The sequence below is a fragment of the Akkermansia sp. KLE1798 genome, from assembly GCF_001580195.1.
GTDB lineage: Bacteria > Verrucomicrobiota > Verrucomicrobiia > Verrucomicrobiales > Akkermansiaceae > Akkermansia > Akkermansia biwaensis.
The window spans coordinates 1171-25531 of the sequence record NZ_KQ971075.1 but is presented as its reverse complement, the minus strand read 5'-3'; the positions used below and the strand labels follow the sequence as shown (position 1 = coordinate 25531).

General features: G+C 54.3%; 20 protein-coding genes. 11 read left to right on the top strand and 9 right to left on the bottom strand.

The genetic code is table 11. The features are described 5' to 3' along the window. Window positions 1–19: 19 nt before the first annotated feature. The 3 genes from HMPREF3039_RS02960 to HMPREF3039_RS02950 all read left to right on the top strand — a co-directional run bounded on the left by HMPREF3039_RS02960 (window position 20) and on the right by HMPREF3039_RS02950 (window position 3538). Window positions 20–1591, top strand: a complete 1572-nt coding sequence (locus HMPREF3039_RS02960) for a 3-phosphoglycerate dehydrogenase family protein (RefSeq protein ID WP_067572116.1) — start codon at window positions 20–22, stop codon at window positions 1589–1591. 147 nt (window positions 1592–1738) lie between these two features. Continuing rightward, entirely contained in the window at window positions 1739–2794 is a 1056-nt protein-coding gene (locus HMPREF3039_RS02955) for a coiled-coil domain-containing protein (protein ID WP_067572118.1), read from the top strand. A 57-nt stretch (window positions 2795–2851) separates the two neighbouring features. Then, window positions 2852–3538: a 7-carboxy-7-deazaguanine synthase QueE gene (locus HMPREF3039_RS02950; RefSeq protein WP_067951908.1), complete on the top strand. Its 687-nt coding sequence runs from the start codon at window positions 2852–2854 to the stop codon at window positions 3536–3538. A 59-nt stretch (window positions 3539–3597) separates the two neighbouring features. Here the strand turns inward: HMPREF3039_RS02950 and rho are convergent, their stop codons facing one another. The 5 genes from rho to HMPREF3039_RS02925 form a co-directional block, all read right to left on the bottom strand. Continuing rightward, a complete protein-coding gene (gene rho / locus HMPREF3039_RS02945; RefSeq protein WP_082770057.1) occupies window positions 3598–5592 on the bottom strand; it encodes a transcription termination factor Rho in 1995 nt (664 codons plus the stop codon). Window positions 5593–5640: 48 nt separating this feature from the next. After that, on the bottom strand, window positions 5641–6396 hold the full coding sequence (locus HMPREF3039_RS02940) for a YebC/PmpR family DNA-binding transcriptional regulator (RefSeq protein ID WP_067572120.1): 756 nt from the start codon (window positions 6394–6396) through the stop codon (window positions 5641–5643). A gap of 608 nt (window positions 6397–7004) precedes the next feature. Then, on the bottom strand, window positions 7005–7436 hold the full coding sequence (locus HMPREF3039_RS02935) for a hypothetical protein (RefSeq protein WP_067572122.1): 432 nt from the start codon (window positions 7434–7436) through the stop codon (window positions 7005–7007). Window positions 7437–7443: 7 nt separating this feature from the next. Then, on the bottom strand, window positions 7444–7824 hold the full coding sequence (locus HMPREF3039_RS02930; protein WP_067572124.1) for a hypothetical protein: 381 nt from the start codon (window positions 7822–7824) through the stop codon (window positions 7444–7446). Between the two features lie 36 nt (window positions 7825–7860). Next, window positions 7861–8511 carry a hypothetical protein gene (locus HMPREF3039_RS02925; RefSeq protein ID WP_231863827.1) on the bottom strand — a complete coding sequence of 217 codons (651 nt, stop codon included), beginning with the start codon at window positions 8509–8511 and terminating at the stop codon, window positions 7861–7863. A 78-nt stretch (window positions 8512–8589) separates the two neighbouring features. Between HMPREF3039_RS02925 and HMPREF3039_RS14295 the strand changes: the two genes are divergently transcribed. The 3 genes from HMPREF3039_RS14295 (at window position 8590) to HMPREF3039_RS02915 (ending at window position 11656) form a co-directional block, all read left to right on the top strand. Then, window positions 8590–8928 (top strand): hypothetical protein, encoded by a 339-nt coding sequence (locus HMPREF3039_RS14295; protein ID WP_231863826.1) that lies wholly within the window; start codon window positions 8590–8592, stop codon window positions 8926–8928. Window positions 8929–9458: 530 nt separating this feature from the next. Beyond that, window positions 9459–10883 carry a cation diffusion facilitator family transporter gene (locus tag HMPREF3039_RS13260; protein WP_067572127.1) on the top strand — a complete coding sequence of 475 codons (1425 nt, stop codon included), beginning with the start codon at window positions 9459–9461 and terminating at the stop codon, window positions 10881–10883. Window positions 10884–10921: 38 nt separating this feature from the next. Continuing rightward, window positions 10922–11656 (top strand): class I SAM-dependent methyltransferase, encoded by a 735-nt coding sequence (locus HMPREF3039_RS02915; protein WP_067572129.1) that lies wholly within the window; start codon window positions 10922–10924, stop codon window positions 11654–11656. A gap of 6 nt (window positions 11657–11662) precedes the next feature. Here HMPREF3039_RS02915 and HMPREF3039_RS02910 read toward each other — a convergent pair whose 3' ends face one another. Next, window positions 11663–13414, bottom strand: coding sequence for a cation:proton antiporter (locus HMPREF3039_RS02910; protein WP_067572131.1), 1752 nt, complete (start codon window positions 13412–13414; stop codon window positions 11663–11665). Window positions 13415–13839: 425 nt separating this feature from the next. Between HMPREF3039_RS02910 and HMPREF3039_RS02900 the strand changes: the two genes are divergently transcribed. Next, window positions 13840–14448, top strand: a complete 609-nt coding sequence (locus tag HMPREF3039_RS02900; RefSeq protein WP_147549487.1) for a hypothetical protein — start codon at window positions 13840–13842, stop codon at window positions 14446–14448. Window positions 14449–14451: 3 nt separating this feature from the next. Here HMPREF3039_RS02900 and queA read toward each other — a convergent pair whose 3' ends face one another. Beyond that, the gene (queA, locus tag HMPREF3039_RS02895) at window positions 14452–15441 is read right to left on the bottom strand and encodes a tRNA preQ1(34) S-adenosylmethionine ribosyltransferase-isomerase QueA (RefSeq protein WP_067572135.1); all 990 of its coding nucleotides are present in this window, start codon (window positions 15439–15441) and stop codon (window positions 14452–14454) included. A 94-nt stretch (window positions 15442–15535) separates the two neighbouring features. Here queA and floA point away from each other — a divergent pair, with 94 nt between their 5' ends. The 4 genes from floA (at window position 15536) to HMPREF3039_RS14290 (ending at window position 18747) form a co-directional block, all read left to right on the top strand. Continuing rightward, a complete protein-coding gene (gene floA, locus HMPREF3039_RS02890; RefSeq protein ID WP_067572181.1) occupies window positions 15536–16585 on the top strand; it encodes a flotillin-like protein FloA in 1050 nt (349 codons plus the stop codon). Between the two features lie 55 nt (window positions 16586–16640). Beyond that, window positions 16641–17294 carry a hypothetical protein gene (locus tag HMPREF3039_RS02885; protein ID WP_067572137.1) on the top strand — a complete coding sequence of 218 codons (654 nt, stop codon included), beginning with the start codon at window positions 16641–16643 and terminating at the stop codon, window positions 17292–17294. A 124-nt stretch (window positions 17295–17418) separates the two neighbouring features. Then, entirely contained in the window at window positions 17419–18204 is a 786-nt protein-coding gene (locus tag HMPREF3039_RS02880) for a thiazole synthase (RefSeq protein ID WP_067572139.1), read from the top strand. 318 nt (window positions 18205–18522) lie between these two features. Next, window positions 18523–18747 (top strand): hypothetical protein, encoded by a 225-nt coding sequence (locus tag HMPREF3039_RS14290; protein WP_231863825.1) that lies wholly within the window; start codon window positions 18523–18525, stop codon window positions 18745–18747. A gap of 179 nt (window positions 18748–18926) precedes the next feature. Here HMPREF3039_RS14290 and HMPREF3039_RS02875 read toward each other — a convergent pair whose 3' ends face one another. Continuing rightward, window positions 18927–19940: a formylglycine-generating enzyme family protein gene (locus HMPREF3039_RS02875; protein WP_067951901.1), complete on the bottom strand. Its 1014-nt coding sequence runs from the start codon at window positions 19938–19940 to the stop codon at window positions 18927–18929. A gap of 12 nt (window positions 19941–19952) precedes the next feature. After that, window positions 19953–24359 (bottom strand): RHS repeat-associated core domain-containing protein, encoded by a 4407-nt coding sequence (locus tag HMPREF3039_RS02870; RefSeq protein ID WP_067572140.1) that lies wholly within the window; start codon window positions 24357–24359, stop codon window positions 19953–19955. Window positions 24360–24361: the final 2 nt, after the last annotated feature.

Sequence of the window (24361 nt, the reverse complement as noted above, 5' to 3'; positions counted from 1 at the left end):
CTCCCCTCTCCATACCAACATGAACAAGGTTCTCATTCCCACCAAACTCTCCGACGTAGCGGCCAACACGCTTAAAACGGCAGGATATGAAGTCATCCAGGACGCGGACACGCCCCTGGACGTACAGGCGGCCAGCCATCCGGACACCGTGGCCCTGATCGTCCGCAGTGAAAAAGTCACTCCGGAAATCATGGACTCCCTTCCCTCCCTGAAACTGGTGATCCGCGCCGGAGCCGGCTACGACAACATCGACATCGTGTACGCCCGCAAGAAAAATGTGGACGTCATGAACACGCCGGGCGCCAACTCCAATGCCGTGGCGGAAGAAGTCATGGCCATGATCCTGGCGTATTACCGCCATCTCGTCCAGGCGGACACCACCACCCGCGCCGGCCTGTGGGAAAAGAAAAAGTACATGGGCAGCGAGTTGACCAAGAAGACCGTGGGCATCATCGGCCTGGGCAACATCGGCCGCAACCTCGTCAAACGCCTCCAGGGCTTTGAACCCACCCTGCTGGGGTATGACCACTTCCTGGCCCGCCAGCGCGCCCTGAACATCGGCGTCACGCCCACCAGCATTGAAGACATTTTCTCCCAGTGCGACATCATCACCCTGCACGTTCCGGGCGGCCCCTCCACCCACCACATGGTGAATGCGGAACTCATCAGCCGCATGAAGGACGGAGCCGTCCTGATCAACTGCTCCCGCTACGGGGTAGTGGATGAAGAAGCCCTGGCCGCCGCAAAAGCCGCCGGCAAAACCATCGGCTACCTGACGGACGTGCATCCCAAGGACGCCGCCGGAGAGAAGCCCTCCGCCGCCGTAGCGGACCTGCTCCTGCCCCATCTGGGAGCCAATACCAGGGAAGCCAACACCAAGGCCGCCAAACGCGCCGCGGAACAGATGGTAGCTTATTTCTCCGACGGGGACACCTCCTGCGTGGTCAACGGGGAATCCCCCAACGGCCTCAATCCGGCCCATCTGCAACTGGCCTTCCTGCTGGCCGCCCTGGCCCGCAAGGCCGGCGGCAACAAGCCCATACGCCGTGTGGAATGCACCTTTTACGGCAATCTACGCGTTTTCCGCAAATGGTTCACCGCCCCCATTCTGGAAGGGTTGTTGCCGCACGCGGAAAAAGGGCTCATGCCTCCCGCCGCGGAAGAGTCGCTGCGGGAGCACGGCATTGTCTTCAAGGCCCGGGAGCCCAAGGACGACAAGCCCTACGAAGACTCCATCACGCTGGACGTGGTCATGGAGGACGAAGGGGAATATTTCAACACCAGTGTGCGCGGCGTCGTGACGGAGGGCATTCCCATGGTCTCCCGACTGAACAACTTCAACGGCCTGTATGCCGACCTGCGCGGAACGACCATTTTCCTGCACTACAAGGACCGTCCCGGCATCATCGCCACCATCGGTTCGGCCCTGTATTCCAACGGCATCAACATCGACAACATCGCCGCCCCGGCCGACCACTCCACCCAGGAAGCCCTGGCCGTCCTCAAAACCAACAAGCCCGTTTCCGACGAGTTGCTCAACAAGATTGCCGGAGAGATAGATGCCATAACCGCCTTCTCTCTGGACGTCTGATCCGCAACATGCTTCCGGACCTGTCCGGAATGGCCCCAAAAAGACCGCTTTCCTTGATACTGAGGGTGAGCGGTCTTTTCTCATTTCTGCCTGATTGACAAGAGAGCCTTATTTTTGTAGTTTTACCCGAATCATTGGAACATTCCCATGCGCTACGTACTTCTCTTGCTGACTATACTGACTGCCGCTCTCTCCGTTTGGTATTACCAACATAAAATCACACCGGAAGGAGAGGCCCTGGCCGCCCGGAAACAGACCATGGAAGAAGCAGCCGTGACACTGCAGCAAACCGTCAACGAAAGCCGTACAAAATTGAACAATGCCCAGGACGCTACGCGGGACGCGGAGCTGGCATTGGAAAAATTCCAGGCGCATTACCTGGATAAAAAAAGGCAGCAGTATCAGGAAAATGCCGATGCCTCCTACCGGAAAGCCATGGAGGACCATCAGGAGGAAGTGAACGATCACAACCAAAAAATGGAACATTTCCGGCAGCGCGCCGCCAAGCAGCGGGAAAGCACCAAATCAGCCCGGGAGGAACTGCTCCAGAAAAAAGAGCAGATGAGAGGCCTTCTTGCCAAACTGACAGACAAGCAGCGGAGCATCCAAAAGGAACTGGCGGATGCGGAACGCGAGGCGGCAAAATCGCGGGAAGATTCCAAAACCAAGAAAAAATCTGCCGCCCGCGCTCCTTCCCAGAAAGTCAACACGGAAGCCTTGCAGGCACAACTGGGCCGCATCCACCAGGCAATCGCCGGCACGAATGAAAAAATCCGCCAGTTGGACGCCAATCTGACGACCCAGGAAGAAAAGGCCGTCAAGCAGGAACTCCGCCTGCAGAACGCCGAGAAAAAATTGACTGAGCAGAAAGATACCGCTCTGGCGGACGACAGGGAGGAAAAAGTGCCGGACATGATGGACGTGACGGACGACGATCTGCTGGCAACCGCAGAATACAGGGAACAATCCAAAACCGTCCGGGAGGCATTCGCACGGGCCCAGAAGGAGGAAGCGCAGGCTTCCAATGCCTATGACAGGGCGCGGGCGGCCATGGGCAGGGCCTCCAAAGAGGAACTGGCCGATTTGAACAAGGAGCAAAAGGACTATGCCTCCTTCCAGAAGATGTTCACGGGAGCCGCTTCCGTCGTCGGGTTCGTCCTGCTGCTGTTTACCGTGGGGGCCTTCCGCCGCGGCAACGGTTGACGCCCCCGGAGGGAGGCGTTGACGGATGCAGGAGATATGGTAGTCTCATGCGGCTTGATGATGTTAAAACTGGCCCAGCTTCACGGAGAACCGGAGATCTTCCATTCCATCCAGGGGGAGGGGGCATCCCAGGGTGCGCCCTGTGTTTTCCTGCGCCTGGCTGGGTGCAATCTGGCCTGCTCCTGGTGTGATACGGCCTATTCATGGGACGGTACATCCCCCGTCGTGAAGCTTTCCCCTGAAGAGGCGGCGACAGCCGTCCTCCGTTACCCCTGCCGCCGCCTGGTCCTCACCGGGGGCGAGCCTCTTGTTCAGCAAAAGGCTCTGCCGGGACTGCTCCGGCTGCTTCCGAAACACTTCGTGGAAATGGAAACCAACGGCACCATCCTGCCGGATGAAGAGTTGCTGCACCATATCGGCCAGTTCAACGTATCCCCCAAGCTTCCGCATTCCGGCAATGATGCCGCCCGAGCCTGGAAACCGGATATTCTGTGCCGTCTGGCGGAAACGAAAAAAGCCTGGTTCAAATTTGTGGCTTCCCGCGAAGAAGACGTGGCAGATGTTTTCAGGCTGGCGCCCCAGGCGGGAATCCCTGCGGAGCGCATCCTCATCATGCCTCTGGCCGCCAGCCGGGAAGAACTGGACATCATGCGCCCGCGGGTTGTGGCATGGTGCCTGCGCTACGGCCTGCGCTTTTCCGACCGTCTGCACATCGCCATTTGGGGCAGTAAAAAAGGCGTCTGACCGGATTTCAGTATTTTCCGAAATCGGCCGGACGCCGTAAAAAAGGGAAAGCCTTTTCCCTAGGCCTTCTGCTTCAGGTCCAGAAGCATCTGGGCATTGCTGGGGTACTTGTTCAGGAAGAACAGGAAGCGTTCCATGGCTTCCACGGGCTTGTGGCCTGCCAGCGCACGGCGGATCAAATTCATCTTGAACAGCCACGCATCCGGCATGATCAGTTCTTCACGACGCGTCCCGGACTTCAGGATATCCACAGCCGGGAAAATGTAATGCTCCGCAATGCGGCGGTTCAGCACCAGCTCCATGTTGCCCGTTCCCTTGAACTCCTGGAAAATCAGGTCATCCATGCGGCTGTTCGTTTCCACCAGCGCCGTGGCGATAATGGTCAGAGAACCGGCCTGCCGGGTGTTGCGGGCGGCGGCAAAGAGGCGGCGCGGCATTTCCAGCGCACGGGCGTCAATGCCGCCGGACATGGTGCGGCCGCTCCCCTTGTCCGCATTGTTGTAGGCACGCGCAAGGCGGGTGATGGAGTCCATCAGCAGGAATACATGCTGCCCCGCCTCCACAAGACGTTTGGCGCGTTCGATGCAAAGTTCCGCCATTCGGCAGTGGTCGCGAACTCTTCCGTCATTGGAGGAAGCGTAGATTTCCGCGCCGGGCAGGGAACGCTTGAATTCCGTGACTTCTTCCGGCCGTTCGTCCACCAGAAGCACCATCAGGTGGACGGAGTCCTTGTAATTTTCCAGAATGGCCTCAGCCATATGCTGAAGGAGCGTCGTCTTGCCCGCTCGGGGCGGAGAGACGATCAGCCCGCGCTGGCCGCGGCCTATGGGGGCAATCAGGTCCAGCGTACGCGTGGTGTAGCGTTCCGGACGGGTTTCAAAGGAAAGGCGCTTGGTCGGGTTGACCGCCTTGAGTTCCTCAAAATGCGGATGCTTGCGGGCTTTCTCCGCAAGGTCTCCGTTGATGGAGGTGATTTCCGTCAGCAGAATGCCGCGGTCATGGCGGCAGGCCTGCCCGTGAACCCACACAGCGGGGCGCAGGCCGAATTTGCGGATCATGTCCTGCGGGACGTACACGGCCTCCGCAAAAGCGTCAAAATCATTGTCCGGCTTCCGCAGAAAGCCGAATCCCTTGTTCGTAATCTCCAGCAGGCCGTCCACCGGTTCCGGTGGCCCCAGTTCCCGCGGAGCATTGTTCTGGGGGGAGGGATTGTCCTGGAAATTGCCATTCCGGCGATTTTTAAACCGGTCGTTCCCGTTTTTGTTATTATAATTTCCGTTGCGGTTGTCGGGACGGTTGTTCCGGTTTTTGTTAAAACGGTCGTTATTGCGGCGGTTGTTCCGGTCAAAGCGCTGGCGCTGCTGGTCATTCCCTCTCTGGGGTTCCCGGGAAGACTCGTCGGACAGGTCCGCCGCCCCTTCCTGCACCACCCTGATGGCAGGAGGTGCGGCATCGGGATTTCCCTCCGCATCCTGCGCACGGTTCTTTCTCACGAACCGCTGGCGGATCACCTTGGGCTTCTTTTCCTCAGCTTCTCCGGAAGAAGATTCTGCGGACGTGGCGGAATGCTGCGGCGCCAGGGCGGGAGTGGAGGAATCCGGGGCATCAGCCTCATGTTCTCCGGTGGAAACAGTCTTTGTGGAACGCCTGCGCACCGGCTTGACTGCTGTCTCCGCAGCAGGGGCAGGCGTTTCGGCCTGATCGGAAACTTCCTCCACAGGCTTCTTGCGAGGACGGCCCCTTCTGGGTTTGGCGGGGGCTTCCTCCGCCGGGACTTCTTCAACGGCCTTGGCAGTACGCTTGCGGACGGAAGTCTTCTTTTCCGGCTCCTTCGTTTCTCTTTCACCTTTGATTTCCGTTTCAGGCGCCTTTTTCCTGACAGTCCGCTTGCGCGGGGCGGGGGAAGATTCCTGTGCGGATGCGGAAGAGTGCGCGTCCGCCAGGGATTCCGCCGGAGCCTCCGCAGAGGATTTGGTCCTGCGCACGGTGCGTTTTTTGACTGCCGGCTCCGGAGAACCCTGTTCCGGAACCAAATCTGGGGAAGTATCAGACATGAAAAAGAAGGTTAAACTGCAAAAAGCGTTTCCTGAAAGACAACGGCGCTAGTCAAGCTGTTCGAGGATTTCCTCCGCCACGTCAAAATTGGAAAACACGTTGAGCGCATCATCGTAATCATCCAGCGCTTCATACAGCCGCATGGCGGCCCTGGCCGTATCCGCATCATTGATCATGGTCACATTCTGGGCCACGGAAATCAGCTTCATGGAGGTCACTGTGTGTCCAGCGGCGCGCAGGGCGGCGCATACGTTATTCAATTCCGTGGGATCGGTCACAAACACCCATTCATTGTCGGAATCTCCGGTTTCCACGTCGTCCGCACCGCATTCCAGCGCCAGGTCCATGGCGGAATCTTCCGTGAGGCCTTCCGCCATGATGCGGGCTTCCCCCTTGCGTTCAAACTGGTAGGCAACGGAGCCGGGAGTGCCGATGCTGCCGCCGTTCTTGGTGAACAGGGTGCGCAGTTCGGAAGCGGAACGGTTCGTGTTGTCCGTGGCCACTTCAATCAGGAAAGCCGTACCGGCCGGGCCGTAGCCCTCATAAGTAATTTCCTGAATGGAGGCTCCTCCCAATTCCCCGGTTCCTTTCTTGATGGCGCGCTCAATGTTTTCCTTGGGGGTGGACACGGCCTTGGCTCCGTCAATGGCGGCGCGCAGGCGAGGATTCAGGTCCGGATCTCCCCCGCCGCTCTTGGCGGCCAGCATGATTTCATGGGCAAAACGGGCGAACACCTTGCCCTTTTTGGCATCTTCCTTAGCCTTAACGTGCTTGATTTTAGACCATTTGTTATGTCCGGACATAGAAATTAACTGGGGATAATAGTAAGTGAATGAAAAGAGACGAACTAGCAAGTGGCGCTATCCTTCAACCCGGGCGAACATATTGCTTTCTGCATCATACCACGCGGGGGGAATCAGGGCTCGATCATCCGTAAACATGCTACAGGGACCAGATACTCTGCCGGAAAATATGCCGAACTCCCAAAAAGGATGACGGCAACCACTTGGCAGTCACTCTCAACGCAAGCAAAATACAGCATTCCCCGGCATTGGCAATACTTTTTTAGGTCACCTCCGTGCGTCTCTGCACCGTATGGACCGGACAACCCGCCGTGGTTCCGACCCTTGAAAAATACCCTGTCGGAACGGGGACGCCTCGACCTCCGACTCTCAGACAAAAACTGCCGTCCCTACCGGAAAAGCCATTCCGGTGGCGCCGCTTTTCCCGGCATTTTCCCAACCTCCAGACAGTGGATGTTGGAATGATAAAGACAGAGGACTGCCGGGAACAATTTCCGGCCGGGGAATTTCCCGAGTTTTTAATCATCTCCCTCTGCATAGTTTTCTACCGGCTTTATTTGAACTGAGATTTTCCTGTCTTATCCCAATCCGGCATGAATGGGGAAAAGCTATTCCTCAGCTTCCCGCCGCCATTTTTTCAACAGTTCTTTGTCGAAAACAATCCGATGCCCGGAAACATCATATCTTCCCTTATATTTATCCTTCATTTCAAAACTTATCTGAATGCCGTCCTCCTCTTCGAAAACTTCCATGTCCAGCCCTTCGTACCTGCCTCCCTTCATCCCATACTGAATCTGCTCCCGGGCAGACGGCAGGCGTCCATGGGATTCACGGAAAGCCCGGACCCATAAACCCGTCTGCTTCAATTCTTCTCTTACGGAAGAGATACCCGTATGCACTTCTTCCAGTGTTTCAAACCACAGCACCACATTCAGCGAGATGGATGCCAAAAGAATGAACCCCAAAGCAATGGCCATCTTTTTCATCCAGGAATGCCTGGGGGCCTCGGAAACGGTTCTTTTATGTTCAGTCTCATTCATCCCAGTTTTATGGAACATTATCGTATTGGATCGCAAACTCATCGGGAGAACCGGTATAATAATGTATCCAATACTTGTTATAAATGATCAAGCCTACCCATAATTCTTCATCTTTCCATTTGCCCATATTGACAGATACGCCTCGGGGAACCTTACATTCGGCATAAACGCTCCGCGGGTCACCGGGAGGCAAACAATACGCCTGCTCCCAGTTGCTCTCTCCCCAGTGTTCTATCCGCAAGACCGTTTTATAAAGGCGGTCCGGCGTTATTTCACGCATTTCCCTGATTCCAACAATTAAAAATACATTCAACAGAATGGAGATGCACAGAGAAATCAGCAATAGAAATAGAAGAATGCCTTTCCACATATTCAGAATCAAGGTCATGGTACTTGTAAAAGTTTCCAAAAATATGGGCTGTGCTCATGCCTCATCCCACACTTCCTCATTTTCCTCATCATCATTGCGGTTGCCTCCTTCATATACGGTCACATCCTCGTTAATCATGGAAAAACAGGCATAGAATTCATTCTTTTCCAAAGGACCTTCCTCCACCTCCCGCAAATGCTTCAGTTCCCTGCCGTGCTCGTCAAAATAGCTGATTTGCTGAACTCCATTTTCCGGATAGGAAAAACGGATAATCGCACATTGTTGCCGATGATCGGAACTTAATTCGCCGTGCTGGTCATAGTAACGAATTTCCTTCACGGCACGACCCCCTCCCAAATCACTTCCAGGTTCATAATGATCTGCGCAGCGTCGTGCCCAGCCCTGCAGACCGCGCGTCAGCCGTCCGAATTTGTCCGTATATTCCGCCTCGGCTACGTCGTAGGGGTCCAGATAAAATCTGGCCCGCAGCAGCTTTTCAGGCAGGAGCATGCGTAATTCATCAATGTCATAGTTGTAGCCGAACCTGCCCTTCAAATAAAATGTTTTTCTCGCAGAAGCCGTCACTTCCGCCTCCCAGCCCTTGTGGACTTCCAGGCAGGCCACACCGGCTCCGGGAGCGGGCGTTGCCTTGTATTGATGGTACCGTATTGTCCGCCCCTTCGGATAAATTGCCGGACGCTCCACATCTACAGGCTCCTGATAGAAGATGCCGCTTTCCTTCTCCGCTTTTCCAAAAAAGGATTCCTTGAAAACAAAAGGTCCATGAAGAATCCACCCCGCCTGTTGAAATACATCTCCGCGGTGATAGCCGTCCGCGCAATGGCATTCTTCTCCCTCCGCATTATAAAAAGTAACACTGTTTCTCCCCCTGTTCTCTTCCACCATCCGCATATGGTATCCCTGATCGTCAAGTTCGCAAATTTTGCCATCCATCGTAAAATACGTGTAAATGAAAAGTCCGTAATTCTGAATATCAGTCCAGTTCCGGTCATTTGCCTCATCGTATTCTTTTTTGGGATAAAAACTGGAAAGGACATCCAAGAACGCCCCCTGCCGCACCGTTGGCGGGGAAGGAGCATCCACCCATTCTTCACAGGCTAGAATCAATGTTGACTGCAGAAATTTCCGCCCATTGAATTCTATCGGTTTCAACTCAACACTCCTGGAGTTGACGGGAGGATATTTTCGGTCGAAATATCCGGGATTCGGCGGTTCCCACAAGTCCATCACCGGCAATCCTCTCACATCAAACATGCGGACACCTCCTTCAAACAGGCTCATCCCCGGCAGAGCCATCATCAAAAAAGCCAATAAATATTTCATATCCATATGATTTTCTTCCTATAACCTGGAAGATAAAGATTCTCTGGGCAAAATTGACCACATGCGGAGCATGGGAAACGGCAAATGTCTTTTATTAAATGATTTGTCCTTCAACATCAAGGAAGCTTTCATCATCCGGCAAAAATTGTTCCCCGCATCTTCCGTCCGGCTTGACGATTTTTCGTCAGTATGCCGTCTGAAACCATAGCTGTCCCAAAAAGGCAGCCGCCCCGTTCAACAAAGAATGTGTTATCGTTGACTAAGAGAAAGGACCCGGCTTAGATTGGCTTTCCGTTCTCTTCAGTCTTATGGATCAAGCAGCCCACCATGAAAAATCACGCGCGGCCTTTTCCTCCGTCCTGTGGTCTGCCTTCCTGACCGGAATCAAGATTTGGGCAGGCGTGGAGACAGGCAGTCTGGGCATTATCTCGGAAGCCCTGCACAGCGGACTGGATCTGATGGCGGCGGGAATGACCTTTTACGCGGTAAGAATAGCAGCCCGCCCGGCGGATGAAAGCCACCCCTACGGGCATGAAAAAGTAGAAAACCTTTCCGCCCTGGCGGAAACGGCCCTGCTCCTGGTCACCTGCGGATGGATTGTCTGGGAGGCCATAGACCGCCTGTTTTACAATGAAGCGGAAATCACTCTCACCTGGTGGGCCTTTGCCGTGGTGGCCGTCTCCCTGCTGGTGGACGTGAACCGCTCCGCCATGCTCCGCCGGGTAGCCAAAAAACACAAAAGCCAGGCTCTGGAAGCGGACGCCCTGCATTTCACGACGGATATCTGGTCCTCCGCCGTGGTGCTGCTGGGCCTCTTCTGCGTATGGCTGGCCCACCTGGTTCCTGCGGATTCCGTCTGGCACGGCCTTCTGGAAAAAGCGGACGCCGTGGCCGCCCTGTTCGTGGCCGCCCTGGTCTGTTCCGTGGCCTACGGCCTGGCCAAGCGTTCCATCCACGCCCTGATGGACGGCGGGTCCTCCGCCCTGACGCACCAGGTGCTGGCTGCCATGAAGAAGAACGCTCCGGATTATCCGGTCAAACGCATCCGCCTGCGCGACGGCGGGGCGCGCATTTTCGTGGAACTGGATGTGGAAGCCCCGGCGGAATTGCACGTGGACATAGCCCATGACGTGGCGGAGTCCATAGAAGGGATTGTGAAGTACGAGCTGCCGGAAGCGGATGTCATCGTGCACATCGAACCCGCCCATGAAGACTTTGCCGGCATGGAGCCGGATGCGGTCGTCCACCGCCTGGCCCTGCGCCATCACGTCCGCATTCACGGTTTTTATGAAGGAAGGGGCAAGCATGACTCCTGTTATTTCATGGATGTGGAAGTTCCTGCGGACTGGCCGCTGGACCGCGGATACGAGGTTGTGGAAGCGTTCAGGAAAGACGTTATCCAGGAGCTCCAGCCGGAAAAGGTTGTCTGCCGCATTGAACCGGATTGCCGTGAAATGAAGGCCAATTCCGTCCTGGAACATGTTTCCCCGGAAGAAGTACATTTGAAGGTGCGCCTCATCCTCCAGCAGCACCGCGACATCCGCGACATTGTCAAGCTGGATCTGGACAAGGAAGACAGCTTCCCCACCCTTACCTGTCTTTGCACGGCCGATCCGGAGCTGACCGTCCGCCAGTCCCACCAGATAGCTTCGCAACTGGAAGACCAGATAGAAAACGCGCTGCACCATCTGGGCCGCGTCACCGTCATCCTGAAGCCGGAGGCCCGGACCTGAGCCGGGGCAGTCAGGCTCTTTCCTCCTTTCCCACCGCCATGAAGCAGAACAAGTACGACGAAGATTCCTTTTTCCGGAAATACAGCCAAATGGACCGTTCCGTCAAGGGACTGGCCGGAGCCGGAGAATGGAAAACGCTGGAACGGATGTTGCCGGATTTTCACGGGAAACGGGTTCTGGACCTGGGCTGCGGATTCGGCTGGCACTGCCGGTATGCGGCGGAACACGGAGCGGCTTCCGTCACGGGGGTGGATATTTCGGAAAAAATGCTCGCCAGGGCCGCGAGCATGGAAAAGACGGACGTCATCAACTACATCCGCATGCCCATGGAGGACATTGATTTTCCTCCCTCTTCCTTTGACATAGTCATCAGTTCACTGGCCTTTCACTACACGCGGGATTTCCCCCGCATCTGCCGGGAGGTTTTCCATTGCCTGGGCAGCGGCGGCGCATTCGTTTTTTCCGTGGAGCATCCCGTTTTTACCGCCCAGGGACGCCAGGACTGGCATTATGACGGCTCTGGCGGCATCATGCACTGGCCCGTGGACGGTTATTTTGCGGAAGGACCCCGCAAGGCCGTATTCCTGGGGGAAGAAGTGACCAAATACCACAGAACGCTCACCACCTACCTGGGCGCCCTGGCCGCAAACGGATTTGAGATCGTTGCCGTGGAAGAGCCCCAGCCTTCCGGAGAGCTTCTGAACACCGTTCCCGGCATGCGGGACGAGTTGAGGCGCCCGATGATGCTCATCATTTCCGCCCGCAAAAAGTAGCGCGCCTCACGCGTTTATTTCCTCATGGCAGAGGTCGGAGGTGCATTCGTTATTCAGTTCGGCGCGGATGCGCAAACGTTCGGAAACGATCTTTTCATCGTCCGCTCCACCCTCGCGCAGGAAATATTCCGCCATGGAAAGGGCCACTTCCGATTCCGAGGAGAAAACCTGGGAAGCTCCGGCTTCTTTCAGAACGTCCACATCCCGCATGTATTTGGTGTGAATCATCACGTCGAGGCGGGGATTGAGCTCAATGGCCATTTCCACGATGTCCTTGGCATCCGGAATGGAGGAGGAAAGAATCAGGCTTTCCGCGTATTCAATGCCCGCATGCTTCAGCACCTCCCGCTGGCGGGCGTCCCCGTACACGATTTTACCCCCCTGTTCCCGTATTCTGGTGACCGTATCTATGTTCATTTCCACGATGACGACTTCCACGCCGTTGTCGTTTAAAATGCTTTTAAGCATGCGTCCCGTGGGGCCGAACCCCACCAGCACCACGCGCCGGGCATCTTCCTCAGGCGGCGGAACGACGTTTGCCAGGGATGGCGCAGGAAGACCGATGCCGCGCTTTTCCAGCCATTTGACCACAGGAGTAATCTTACGATAGAGAATGGGATTTAATGAAATGGAAATGACGGCGGCGAGAATGATGGCCTGGTTGGCCTCCGGAGGCAGAATACCGTACACCAGTCCTATTCCGGCAAGAATGAAGGAAAATTCCCCCACCTGCGCCAGCGCTACGGATACGTTCAAGGCCAAAGCCAGCGGCCGCCTCAGGCAGCGTACAACCACATAGGCGGCCAGGGGCTTGCCGATCATCACCACGGCCAGCGTTGCCAAGGCCAGCGGCCAGCAGTCGCCCACGGACATCGGATCAAACATCATCCCTACGGAGACGAAGAAAAGAACGGCGAAAGCGTCCCTCATCAGCATGGCCTCCGCCGCGGCACGCGCGCAGAAGTCCGACTGGCCGACAACCATGCCTGCCAAAAATGCGCCCAGCACCATGGACGCCCCGAAAAATTCGGCGGAACATACCGCCACCCCCAACGCAATGACCAGCACGGCAAGCGTAAACAGGTCCCGCGCCCCCGTCCGCGCCACATAACGCAGGACCAGCGGAATAATCTTTTTACCGGCAAACAGGGTCAGCGCCACCAGGACGGACAGCTTGACGAACATCCATCCTAATTCGGAAAGAATGCTGTCCCAGCCCCCTGCTCCGCTTTGCCGGGCCTCCATGACAGCGGGTATCAGAACCAGCAGAAGAATGGTGAACAAATCCTCCACCACCAGCCAGCCGAGAGCCACGTGCCCGCTGGGGGTGTGAAGATTCTGGTGGTCCTCAAGAACCCGCGTCAGAACCACGGTACTGGCTACGGAAATAGCCATGCCGAACACAAGGCCGGAAATCGTGGACCAGCCGAAGCACCACCCCACAATCACCCCAAGCACCGTAGCCACGGAGATTTGCACCACCGCGCCGGGAACGGCCACTTTTTGTACGGCAATCAGGTCTTTCAAATGGAAATGGAGGCCAACCCCGAACATCAGCAGAATGACGCCCAGCTCCGCAAATTGCTCCACCGTATGGCTGTCCGCTACAAAGCCCGGCGAATAAGGCCCTACGACAACGCCGGCCAGCAGGTACCCCACCAGCGGGGACAGGTGCAGCTTTCTGGCGATGAGACCGAAGAGAAGAGCGGCGGTCAAACCGCCAACGAATGTAAGAATGAGGCTGAAATCGTGATCCATAAATGGGGGAGTGACGGGTCCGAGGGATGGAATTGGTGAAGGTCCCGGCCGTTTTCAAGGCTATCCTGTTTGGACCGCCCCCACAAGAACGCAGTGCGCTTCACCCGGATACAGCCGCATTTTCACCGTGTCCGGGGAAAGATAGAAAAGAGATCATGGGAGTTGCATGGATTTATGCCGTTTTATTGTATCAACGGTCCCGTTCCTTAACTGGTATCCACAACCGTGATTCAAAAAGGGCATGCCTCCATTCTGCCGGACATGGCTTTCTCCTGGCCGCTTTTCCTGAACAAAAACGCAGTGGACGGAGTCCCCATCCGCCAGCGTAGGCGCCTTTCATGTCGCTTTTATTTATCATTATTTATTATTTATTTGAATTAAATCATGAACATCATAGTCTCACCCATGATTATATTATCAAAGATATGCCACAACATTCCAATTTTAACAGACAATGGAACAGCCTGAAAAGCGAGATGAAACTGGAAGACCGTCCACTCCGGAGGCAACTGGAACACTTCATCGACCGGAAGCATGGCCTTTTTGTTCTCGTGCAGTATGTAAAAGCTCTGACAGCCCTGGACCTCAGTCTTGATTTTCACCGCCGGTTCCACAAACGCAGCAGGGACGTGGCCGCCTCCATCCATTACTGGACTATTCTCTGCATCACCGGCATTCACATGCGGATGGACAGGCTCCACAACCTTCCGGCCTGCGCGGAAACGTTCCGCTTCAAACTGCTTCCCAAAATCGACCTGCTCAGGAGCTGCTACATAGCCTATCTGACGGATCAGCGGGAGAAAATCTGGAAGCCGGATTCGCGTATAAGCCGTTTCATCCGATGCAAATGGAACGCCCCGGACCTGGAAGCCTCCTGCCTGGATAGAATCTGCAACAAGGCGGACGCCGGCAGATACGCCAACATTCTTGTCGTCATCCTCAGCGAAATTCTCCACACTCTGGGAGAACTCCGGAACACGCTGGACCTCGGAACGGCTCTGCTGGAATTCAGCCGGGACGCAGAGAAGCCCTGAGCATTACAGGATCAGCATGCAGTCTCCGTAGGAAAAGAATCTGTACCGTTCCCGAATGGCCTCCATGTATGCCTTCATGACGAGCTCCTTTCCGGCAAAGGCGCTCACCAGCATCAGCAGGGTGCTTTGCGGCAGGTGGAAATTCGTGATCAGCGCATCCACTACCTTGTATTTGTAAGGCGGATAAATGAAAATGTTCGTGGAGCCGGAACATTCACGGAGGGGCAATCCCTCTGCCGCGGCCACATGCTCCAGTACGCGCACGCTGGTAGTGCCCACGGCAATAACTCTTTCAGCTTCATTGATCGCCCGGGCGGTGGCTTCCGGCAGGAAAAAATGCTCCGTGTGCATTTGATGGTCCTCAATATTGTCCGCCTTGACGGGACGGAACGTGCCCACGCCCACGTGAAGCGTCAAAAAATCATGCGGTACTGAGGCAAGCAGTTCCGGTGTAAAGTGCAAACCGGCCGTAGGGGCGGCAATGGCCCCCTCATTCCTGGCGTATACCGTCTGGTAACGTTCCCTGTCCGAAGGATCGCTCTCCCGGTTCATGTAATGGGGAAGCGCCAGCCGTCCGTACTTTTCCTCGTCCACTTCCCGGTCAAACCGGATCAGGCGGTACCCTTCCGCATCGATTCCCTCCACCGTTCCCACGGATTCTCCGACGGAAACGGTGCGCCCCACCTTCATCTTGCGCCCCGGACGCACCATGCACTTCCACAGAAGGGGATTGAGCACCTCGGCCCGGACAATCTCAATGGAACCGTCATTGGAAAAATACCTAGCGGGAACCACTCTGGTATCATTGAGGATGAAATGGTCTCCCGGCCTTACGTACTCCGGCAGGTCGCAGAAATGCCTGTGTTCCATCAAACCCGTATCCCGGTGGAGCACCAGCATCCGTGAAGCGGCGCGGTCCGGCAGAGGGCGGTCGGCGATCAATTCCTCCGGCAGGGGATAATCAAAATCAATGGTGCGCACGGCCAAGTGCATTGCCACGAATCCGCCGAAAGGTCAATACCTTTGAACATTGGGGAACACAATTATCTCTTTACCCTCATCCGGCAAGTATGGTATGGAGGGAAGCATGAACAATTTGCTGTTAGCGGACGTGTCCAATGCAACTGTCTGGGGAACGTTCCTCATTGTCGTTCTCGTCATCTTCCTGGTGATCTTCTTTGCCATCATTGCCAAATTTTTCAAGACATGGCTGCGCGCCCGCCTGGCGAAAGCCCCCGTTTCCATGGGCAACATGCTCGGAATGTGGCTCCGGAAGGTGCCTTATCCCTTGGTGGTGGACACCCGCATCACTGCGGCCAAGGCCGGGCTGGACATCAGCACGGACGAGCTGGAAGCCCATTTCCTGGCCGGCGGTGACATCGTGGACTGCGTTCTGGCCCTGATTGCCGCGGAAAAAGCCGGTATTCCACTGAGCTATGACCGCGCATGCGCCATTGACTTGGCGGTGAAAGGCACCTCCAAGACCGTGCTGGAAGCCGTGCGAACCTCCATCAATCCCAGGGTGATCGACTGCCCGAACCCGAGTTCCGGACAGACGCGCCTGACCGCAGTAGCCCGTGACGGCATCGCCGTAGCGGTACGGGCCCGCGTGACGGTGCGCACCAATCTGGACCTGTTCGTAGGGGGCGCCACGGAAGAAACGGTAGTGGCCCGTGTCGGGGAAGGCATCGTCTCCGCCGTAGGCTCCGCGCCATCCTACAAGGACGTTCTGGAAAAGCCGGAAGTCATTTCCCGCACCGTCAGCGACAAGGGGGTGGACGCCGCCACGGCATTTGAAGTTCTTTCCATTGACATTGCGGATGTGGACGTGGCCGGCAACGTGGGCGCACGCCTTCAGGCGGAACAGGCTGAAGCGGACAAGCAGATTGCCCAGGCCAAGGCGGAAGTGCGCCGCGCCGCCGCCGTAGCCACGGAACAGGAAATGGCCGCCAAAACGCAGGAAATGCGCGCCAAGGTGGTGGAAGCGGAAGCCCAGATTCCCATGGCCATGGCGGAAGCCTTCCGCAACGGCAACCTGGGTGTGCTGGACTACGCACGCTACCAGAACGTGGTGGCGGATACCAAAATGAGGGACTCCATCGCCAAACCGGAAGCAACTCCTTCCTCCATTAAATAAACTTTCCGGCGTCCGGTGGATGTAAAGCCTCCTGCCGGACGCACGGCCCTTCTTCATGAATCTACTGGCAAACATCCTTGCCGCACACGGCGAAGACAACGATCTGGAACTGTGGTTCTATCTGGTCCTAGCAATTGTCTTTATCGGCAAAAGTGTGATCAGCTACCTGAAAACGAAGAGAGAAGACAACGAGGAAGAGCCCGACCCGGAAACGGAAGACCATCACGAAAAACGCGTCAGGGAAGTCATTGCGGAAATGAGGCGAACCGTGCCCGAACGTCCGCAGCAGGCTCCCCGCCGGGAAGTGCCGCAGCCCCCTGTTCCCGCACGTGCGCCCCGGCCCGCACCTTCCCCCGTGGAACTCCCGAATCCCTCCGTGAAGCGCAGGCAGCGTCCACAACCGGACCCCGTCCCGGACTGGGGGCATGGACATGCGCAGGAAGCCGCCAGAAATACGATGGAACGCTACGTGAAGGCAGAGGAGGAAGCGCATGAATCCATCCGCTCCCTCTCTGATGCGGAGCAGGCTGCTCTTCAGCGTTTGCAGCAACGGGAAAAGGAACGGCAGCCTGAATTGATCCCTTCTTCCCCCCTTCCCGTTGCCCGTCCCCTGAAAGATTCCCTCCGGCATTCCCAGTCCCTGAGAACGGCCATTCTCTATCAGGAAATCCTCGGGAAACCGAAGGCCCTTCAGGGTTTCCGGCAGTAGCCGAAGCCCGCGTTTTCTCCGGAATACATCCCATTCCAGTAATCCGGCTCTGGCTGAAAGGCGGCCTGTCTTCCAGCATTCGCTCTTGCACGCGGAAGGTGGAGAAGGTAGTCTTCATGCCGCAATGACAGACACACCTTTGCGGATTGCCGATCGTGAATTTACCTCCCGCCTGATGATGGGAACGGGGAAATTTGCCTCCAATGAGAGCATGAAGGAGGCGCTGGAAGCTTCCGGCTCCCAAATCGTGACTGTAGCCCTGCGCCGGGCAGACCTGACGGGCAATCACGATCCCGCCGCCAACATCCTGGATTTCATCAATCCGGAAAAATACCTCATTCTCCCGAATACCAGCGGAGCGGCTACGGCGGAAGAGGCCGTGCGGCTGGCCCGTCTTGCCGTGGCGGCCGGACTCCCCAACTGGATCAAGCTGGAAATCCACCCGGATGCGCAGTACCTGATGCCCGATCCCATTGAAACGCTCAAGGCAACGGAAATTCTCGTCCGGGAAGGCTTTACCGTTCTTCCCTACATCAACGCAGACCCCGTACTGGCCAAACGCCTGCAGGAGGCGGGAGCCGCCGCCGTCATGCCCCTGGGTGCGCCCATAGGCACCAACAAGGGCGTGCTTACCCGTGAATTAATCAACATTATCATTGAACAAGCCACCGCTCCCGTGGTGGTGGACGCCGGCCTGGGCGCCCCCAGCCATGCGGCGGAAGCCCTGGAAATGGGAGCGGACGCCGTCCTGGTGAATACGGCCATTGCCGCCGCAGGCAATCCCTCCCTGATGGCGGAAGCATTCTCTCAGGCATGCCGTGCAGGCAGGTCCGCGTGGCTGGCCGGGCTGCCCGCCGTCTCCGTCAAAGCGGTAGCCACCAGTCCGCTTACCTCCTTCCTGCGGTCATAAACTTCCCGAAGAGTTCTTTTACAGATATCCCGGCGGCCGCAGTGGATTCCCATTGGGTACCATCGGTATGCGCGTACCTATGAATTCCACCGAATCCCAAGTATATTTTTTCCAGTGAGAAAAGGATGCTTCAAAGTCGGTTCAGTTATCTGCAGATAATGTCGGTAAAAGTACCATGTAGGAGTGATTGTTGATTCATTGGCGTTAACTTTATCCGCCCAATCTGGAAATTCCCCATGAAGTCCGGTCTTCTATCCTGCATGAGGTAGCGCACGCCCTAGCCTGGATACGCCACGGCGGCCGTTTCCAGGTTCGGAAATGGAAAACCAGTTGCCGGGAAATAGGAGCCGTTCCACACGCCGCCAGGCAGAAAGCCATCCGCGTCACCATCTACCAATAGGACCGGCGCTTGCAAACTATGGAGAAAGCGTCGGCAAATATCACCCTCTCCCCGCGTCCATCAAGCTCCTCAAGCATATGATCCGGGAAGACAAGTCCGAATTGCAGAGACAACCGGAAACGATGCTTGATGAAAAAGATTGACCGGACTGATACATAGTTTCGATCGCGAATGCTGTTGTACAAATAGCTGAAATTTTCTCCCCGATGGATTTGATCTTCTATCGCTTCACAGCAACTATTGTAACAATCACCAATCCTGGCTTTTAAACTGGGACTGCATTTGGAGATCGTCCAACACCATGATAGGAATATTTTTATGATTATACATTTGGTAAAGATTTCCAATATATTCTTATATAGAATTTCGTATAGAAATACATTAGTTCAAACGAGCCCTTAATATTTTTCCACCAATCCGGAACAGGATGTAAATGTTTTAACCTTTCCTTCAGCAATTGATGCTGCCGGGCCGGAACTAGGGCTACTCTCAATCCGGTATCGGATTCTCTTGAATCAGCGTAATATTCGCTACGTGGTATTTCTTCTTTGTCACAGGGTATGGAGTAAAATAATCCTCCCCCTACGGATGTAATCGATAAGCCCATGTCGGTTGATAAATTGCCGGTATCCGTTTTCCAGTTGACTGGATTGCTGCCATACAGACGATGGGAATGATAAAAATCCGCACATAATTCCCATACATTGCCCCGCATGTCATGGAATCCCCAGGCATTGGGCTCCTTTAATCCCACGGGATAGATTCTTGCCCTTGCATCATGAGGATTCGTCCATGCTATTTTCTCCAAATTGCCGGGAGAAACGATTTCCTTGCCGCAGAAACAGGCCAATTCCCATTGCGCCACCGTAGGTAAGGAAAAACAATATCCTGCCGGAAGAATTCCTTGCTGTTGTGCCATCTCAGTCAATCGATCACAAAAATCCAGGCATTCATAGTAGGATATCTGGCACATGGGGTACAGCGCACCCGTTGCAATGAAACCTTCCTCATTCAGTTTCGGAATCGGTGTCCATCCCATCACTTTTTTCCATTCCTCCTGTGTAACTTCGTATTTTCCCAACCAGTAGGGATAAGTTATTTCTGTAGGGGAATCGGCTCCTGTAATTTGGTAGCTCCCTTTTGGAATGAAAATCAGGGAAAGGCTGTGTTCCGAATCAGGAAGGTCAATTTCCAATATATCTCCAGCATTAGTAGTTTCAATATGAGTTGATGTCGGGGAAACCCTATCCAAACATGTGATGTCATTGCCGGGATAAAGTAAAAAGATGAGCAAAGTCAGTAATGTTATAATAAAAAAACTGATTTTTTTATCCATTTTATGATCGTATTATTCATCCTCAAGGGGCAGAGTGAGTTGAGAGTTTTTCATGGCTGTCGGATGATCTTGCCCTATAAGGCGATACCCTACATATCTTCCCATCTGTCTGTTATGGAGGATACCATGCGCATCTAACCATCCACCATCAGTTTGAATAGGATATCCCGAAATCATTCTTCTCACATGAAGTTTGGTGAATGGTTTTCCATCGATTTGGGGAGGGACTGATACTTCTCCTGCAACCAAGCATGACGCAAAGGTAGTCTGTACTTCGTCTTCCTCAGAAAATATTTGAAGGAGATTTTTATTTTTAATCATTCCTATCCCATCTTCTGTGCTATAAACAGGAACATCCATATTTCCATAACTAGCTATCACTTGAGGCGTAGCAATTAAAACAACTGCGTCAATAAGAGGTGTGGAACACTTACAAATTCGTGCCAGAGTGGCGAGAGCAGACAGAATCACATTGCCTCCATGGCTGTGTCCTACAAGGCGTATTTTTTCATTTGGATAATGCAATGAGATTTGACAGAGAAAAGATGCCAATTGAATTCCTCCCTCAATTCTGTGAGAACTTATATTCTCTCCGGTCCATTTAAAAGGAGCACATTTGGGTTTGTTCCGGGTGGTAAATTGCCAAACATCTTCTACAACCCAATTCACGGCTTCAGCAAAGTCTCCTGCCGGTTGCCACCACCGTTCATCTTTGGCAAATGTTCCATGGATAATCATGGTAAGAAGTCCCAGATAATCACTGCCGATATTGACGGAATTTCCAAGGATGCCATATAAATTTTCCCCTCCGTTTTCAGCAATGAGATCATGGCTGATCCACCTGCCGTCCAGAGGATTGAGATGGCGGTAATTGTAGTAGATGAGGCCGAGTTCATCGTCCATGAACTCGCAGGAAAACCTAAATCTGTTTTCTAGAGGCATGTCTCCTTCAGTGGTCAGCAGACTTCCGAAGGGAGCATAGTCGTAGCGGGCTCTTCGTTCTTGTTGCTCGCTGAAAATGGAGGTGATATTCTTCAGAGCATCGTGCATGAAACAGAAATGTTCTCCCTCTCCCGTCCCGTTATCCTTCCATTTGGTCATCATCAGGATGCGTGTAGCTGTGGACTCCGTCGGATCCCACCAATAACTTTTCAACATTACAGGGTCTGGATGCATCAAATCCAGTTCGGCTATTTGCAGATAGCCTCGGTATAAATAATGAACATGGCTGGCAGTAGCCCCATTGATGGTCACTTTTTTTTCAAAACGTCGTCCCATGTAATCGTAGCAACAGGTAACGGAGATTCGTTCATCCTGATTGGTAAATTTTACAGGGCGGTTGTTGGCATCATAGGACACTTCCCAGATGCCCGTTGCAGTCTTGATCCTGGTCTGGTTGCCATCGACATCGAAGGAGGGAGTGAATAGTTCTTTTTCCCTGGTCACATCCGTATATTGATTGAGTTGGTTGGTATTATAGGATACCTCTTCCTCCAGTTCCCGTGCAGTTTTGCGATTGCCTATGTTGTCGTACTCGTAGTGGAAGCTTCCATCCTGACCGGCCCGATCTTCTACCAATTCGTTACGTGTGTTGTAGGTAAAATCCCTGAGCGTTGCAAGTGTGGCGGCATCCCATGAGTCCCGGCGTTGAACGGGACGCATCAAGACGTCGTATTGGTACTCATGTCTGGCTGCTGTCTTCCCATTCCCCTTCTTCTCATAACTAATAGAAACAATAAGGTTGAGTGAGGAATGGTAGATATTCTTGCGAACCATGCCGTTAGGATAGGACAGTTGATTAAGGAAGCCGCTGGTTGCATCATACTCCCACGTAAAGGGGGTATCCAGACCTTCCATATTCATACCGACAATGGCATTTTTATGGTCATAGTCAAGATGGGAGTCCTGGATGGTACGCGTACCGAGCATCAGGCGATATCCGCAGGAACGTCCAACAATATCATATTCTTCCTGAAGACAGCTTTCTACAGTTCCAAAGGAAGTTTCTTGCTGAACTCTTCCATAGGCGTCATAAGTGAGTTCTCTAATACCTGATGCATCGGAAACAGATATAGCCTGACCAAGATGGTTGTAGGAATAGATCCACGGCTGGGTATTGTCGCTGTGGGAGACGGAAACAAGTTCTCCGGTGAGAGGGGCGTATTGATAGGTTGTTACAATACCTCTGGCCTTGGTGCGAGTCTCCAGGCGGTTGAGCTTGTCATAGGTTTTAACGGTCCAGGAGCCGTCGGCATATGTCTTTTTGAGCTCCAGTCCTGTAGCCGCATCGTAGAGCCACATGGTGGTGTCTCCGTCGGTGCGACCGGAAGGATCGACCGTGATGTCCCCTTCGTTCGCTCGGAAAGTAGTCAGAGCAATTATTCGATCAGCTTCATCGTAAGAGAAACAGGCCGGTTGAGAGACGGTCCCGTATCTGGCCGTCTTTCTTCCCCGGATATCGTAGGAGTAACAAGTCGTTCCTCCCATCGCATCAGTGATACAAGCCACGGCGTCACAGCAGGCCCGGTAACTGGTTGTAGTGTTATTGCCGGCCGGATCGGTGACTTTAATCTGACGCCCGACAATATCCGTTTCCGTAATGGTGGTATTGTTTCTGCCATCGGTTTGTTTCAGGATCATCCCGGTAGAGGTGTAGGAACGCTCTTGGGAAGAATGAATGCCGGTATGATCGTTTTGATTTATCGTGAAACCGTCGACTACGAGGGACTTCGCTATGATATCAGAGGTTGGGATGCGGCTGAATTGAGTTCGCTGGGCAGGAGCGGTGTATTCTGACCATTGGATACGCTGTTGCCCATAAATGTCGGTAGAAAGGACCTTGCTTTCCAGCACGGGATCCAGACGTGAAACCATGTTTTCCGTTGTCTGAGTGAGGGGAAGACCGTCGGCATTGTAAGTACTGGAAGTCTGAACCTGATAGATTCCGTCTTCCCTAATTTGGTAGCACATTGAACTTTCCGATATCCTATTTTTAGTGGGATCATCCGGATGAAGGCCATTCAGAAGGATAACCTGCTTCAGGGTGCGTCCCAGTTCATCATAAGTGGTAATGGTGGGAGCCATGTCCTCTATCTGCGTGTGAATAAGCTGTCCCTTGACATTGTAGGAGTTTCTCGTGACGATGAATTCCCCGTGGGTATTGGGCTCTTCCTGCCGACTGATTTGTCCGAAACCGTTTTTAAGAGTTCGAGACAGCACGACCCCTTGAGACAAGGTAGTCGTAAGGATGCCTTCCGGCGTCAGTTCCTGCCGGGTCTCAATCTCACGCTGACCGGTGCCTCCTTCCAGAACGATAAAGCCGTCATAGTAGCTCCGTGTCACCAGAGTGGCTCCCGAAGGAGTGGTGGCAATAGAAGTGAGTCCGTCGCTGCTGTATTCCGTACGGGTCACCCGGCCGAGGGCGTCTGTCTTGGAAACGATTCTTCCCAGATCGTCGTATTCTATACTCTCGGTCGTTGTCATGGAGCCTACATCACGGCGTGTGGCAGTCGTTCTGCCTGCTGTATCCTTCGTGTAGGACGTGATTGTTTCGGGTGTGGTTTCGGTTGCCGATCGAATGGTTTCTACGAGCTGTTTGGCCGTGTTGTAACTGTAACTTGTCACCACACCGTCTTCGTCGGTCTCTCTCAAGGGTCCGCAGCACATCCATTCTGTCGTGCTGAAGCGGCCGTTGCCCTTCGTCGTCTTGATTCGCTTGAGCTCGGTATCATATTCATAGTCCTCCGAGGAAATCAATGACCAGTCCCCTCCTGTGTGGACGTACTGCTCTTTTCGGGTGGTTGTGCCGTTGGCGGCAATGTATTCCACCTTTCTGGTGCTCTGGCCGGGAATGACTCTCCCATTAGCCTGCGTAGTTTCCGTCACTTTGTGAATGGCTCCATGGTCCAAAACGGCTTCATAGGTATAGACGGTTTGCACTCCGTCAATACCCTGCCTCATTTTCTGTCTGCCCCGGGCATAGGGATATGAAGCGGCTTCTCCGTAGGTCTCTTCCACACGCGTATGAACTTGATCGCTTCCTAGGGCTGTTTCCGTCACCGTTATACAGTTGACTTGTGGAGTGTCGTTATAGGCATAGACCCGTTCAGAAAGTACCGTTTCCATCCCGTCTTCGGCAATGATTACCTCTCTTTCCGTTGCTGGCCTGAAGTCATTGAAGCAAAGGTCGGCGTATTCAGTACGCATTCCTTTCTCTCCTCCCCCTGCCCAGGGCATGGCTTCCAGAACCACCCGGCCCTGATCGTCGTACTCATAACGCGTGTAGCCTCCGTCAGGCTTGATTTCCAACGAGACCCGGTACTGGTCATTGTACGTGTAGAGTGTCGTTTGCTCCAAGGGCGTATTGTAGCCTTCCGTGCTGCTGATGGTCAGCCAGCCTCCGTCGGTATACTTCTTCACCG

Excerpts from the sequence above, each read along its gene's own strand:
- HMPREF3039_RS02960 (WP_067572116.1), top strand. The coding sequence starts at position 20 with ATGAACAAGGTTCTCATTCCCACCAAACTCTCCGACGTAGCGGCCAAC.
- HMPREF3039_RS02955 (WP_067572118.1), top strand. The coding sequence starts at position 1,739 with ATGCGCTACGTACTTCTCTTGCTGACTATACTGACTGCCGCTCTCTCC.
- HMPREF3039_RS02950 (WP_067951908.1), top strand. The coding sequence starts at position 2,852 with ATGATGTTAAAACTGGCCCAGCTTCACGGAGAACCGGAGATCTTCCAT.
- rho (WP_082770057.1), bottom strand. The coding sequence starts at position 5,592 with ATGTCTGATACTTCCCCAGATTTGGTTCCGGAACAGGGTTCTCCGGAG.
- HMPREF3039_RS02940 (WP_067572120.1), bottom strand. The coding sequence starts at position 6,396 with ATGTCCGGACATAACAAATGGTCTAAAATCAAGCACGTTAAGGCTAAG.
- HMPREF3039_RS02935 (WP_067572122.1), bottom strand. The coding sequence starts at position 7,436 with ATGAATGAGACTGAACATAAAAGAACCGTTTCCGAGGCCCCCAGGCAT.
- HMPREF3039_RS02930 (WP_067572124.1), bottom strand. The coding sequence starts at position 7,824 with ATGACCTTGATTCTGAATATGTGGAAAGGCATTCTTCTATTTCTATTG.
- HMPREF3039_RS14295 (WP_231863826.1), top strand. The coding sequence starts at position 8,590 with ATGAAGAATCCACCCCGCCTGTTGAAATACATCTCCGCGGTGATAGCC.
- HMPREF3039_RS13260 (WP_067572127.1), top strand. The coding sequence starts at position 9,459 with ATGGATCAAGCAGCCCACCATGAAAAATCACGCGCGGCCTTTTCCTCC.
- HMPREF3039_RS02915 (WP_067572129.1), top strand. The coding sequence starts at position 10,922 with ATGAAGCAGAACAAGTACGACGAAGATTCCTTTTTCCGGAAATACAGC.
- HMPREF3039_RS02910 (WP_067572131.1), bottom strand. The coding sequence starts at position 13,414 with ATGGATCACGATTTCAGCCTCATTCTTACATTCGTTGGCGGTTTGACC.
- HMPREF3039_RS02900 (WP_147549487.1), top strand. The coding sequence starts at position 13,840 with ATGCCACAACATTCCAATTTTAACAGACAATGGAACAGCCTGAAAAGC.
- queA (WP_067572135.1), bottom strand. The coding sequence starts at position 15,441 with ATGCACTTGGCCGTGCGCACCATTGATTTTGATTATCCCCTGCCGGAG.
- floA (WP_067572181.1), top strand. The coding sequence starts at position 15,536 with ATGAACAATTTGCTGTTAGCGGACGTGTCCAATGCAACTGTCTGGGGA.
- HMPREF3039_RS02885 (WP_067572137.1), top strand. The coding sequence starts at position 16,641 with ATGAATCTACTGGCAAACATCCTTGCCGCACACGGCGAAGACAACGAT.
- HMPREF3039_RS02880 (WP_067572139.1), top strand. The coding sequence starts at position 17,419 with ATGACAGACACACCTTTGCGGATTGCCGATCGTGAATTTACCTCCCGC.
- HMPREF3039_RS14290 (WP_231863825.1), top strand. The coding sequence starts at position 18,523 with ATGGAAAACCAGTTGCCGGGAAATAGGAGCCGTTCCACACGCCGCCAG.
- HMPREF3039_RS02875 (WP_067951901.1), bottom strand. The coding sequence starts at position 19,940 with ATGGATAAAAAAATCAGTTTTTTTATTATAACATTACTGACTTTGCTC.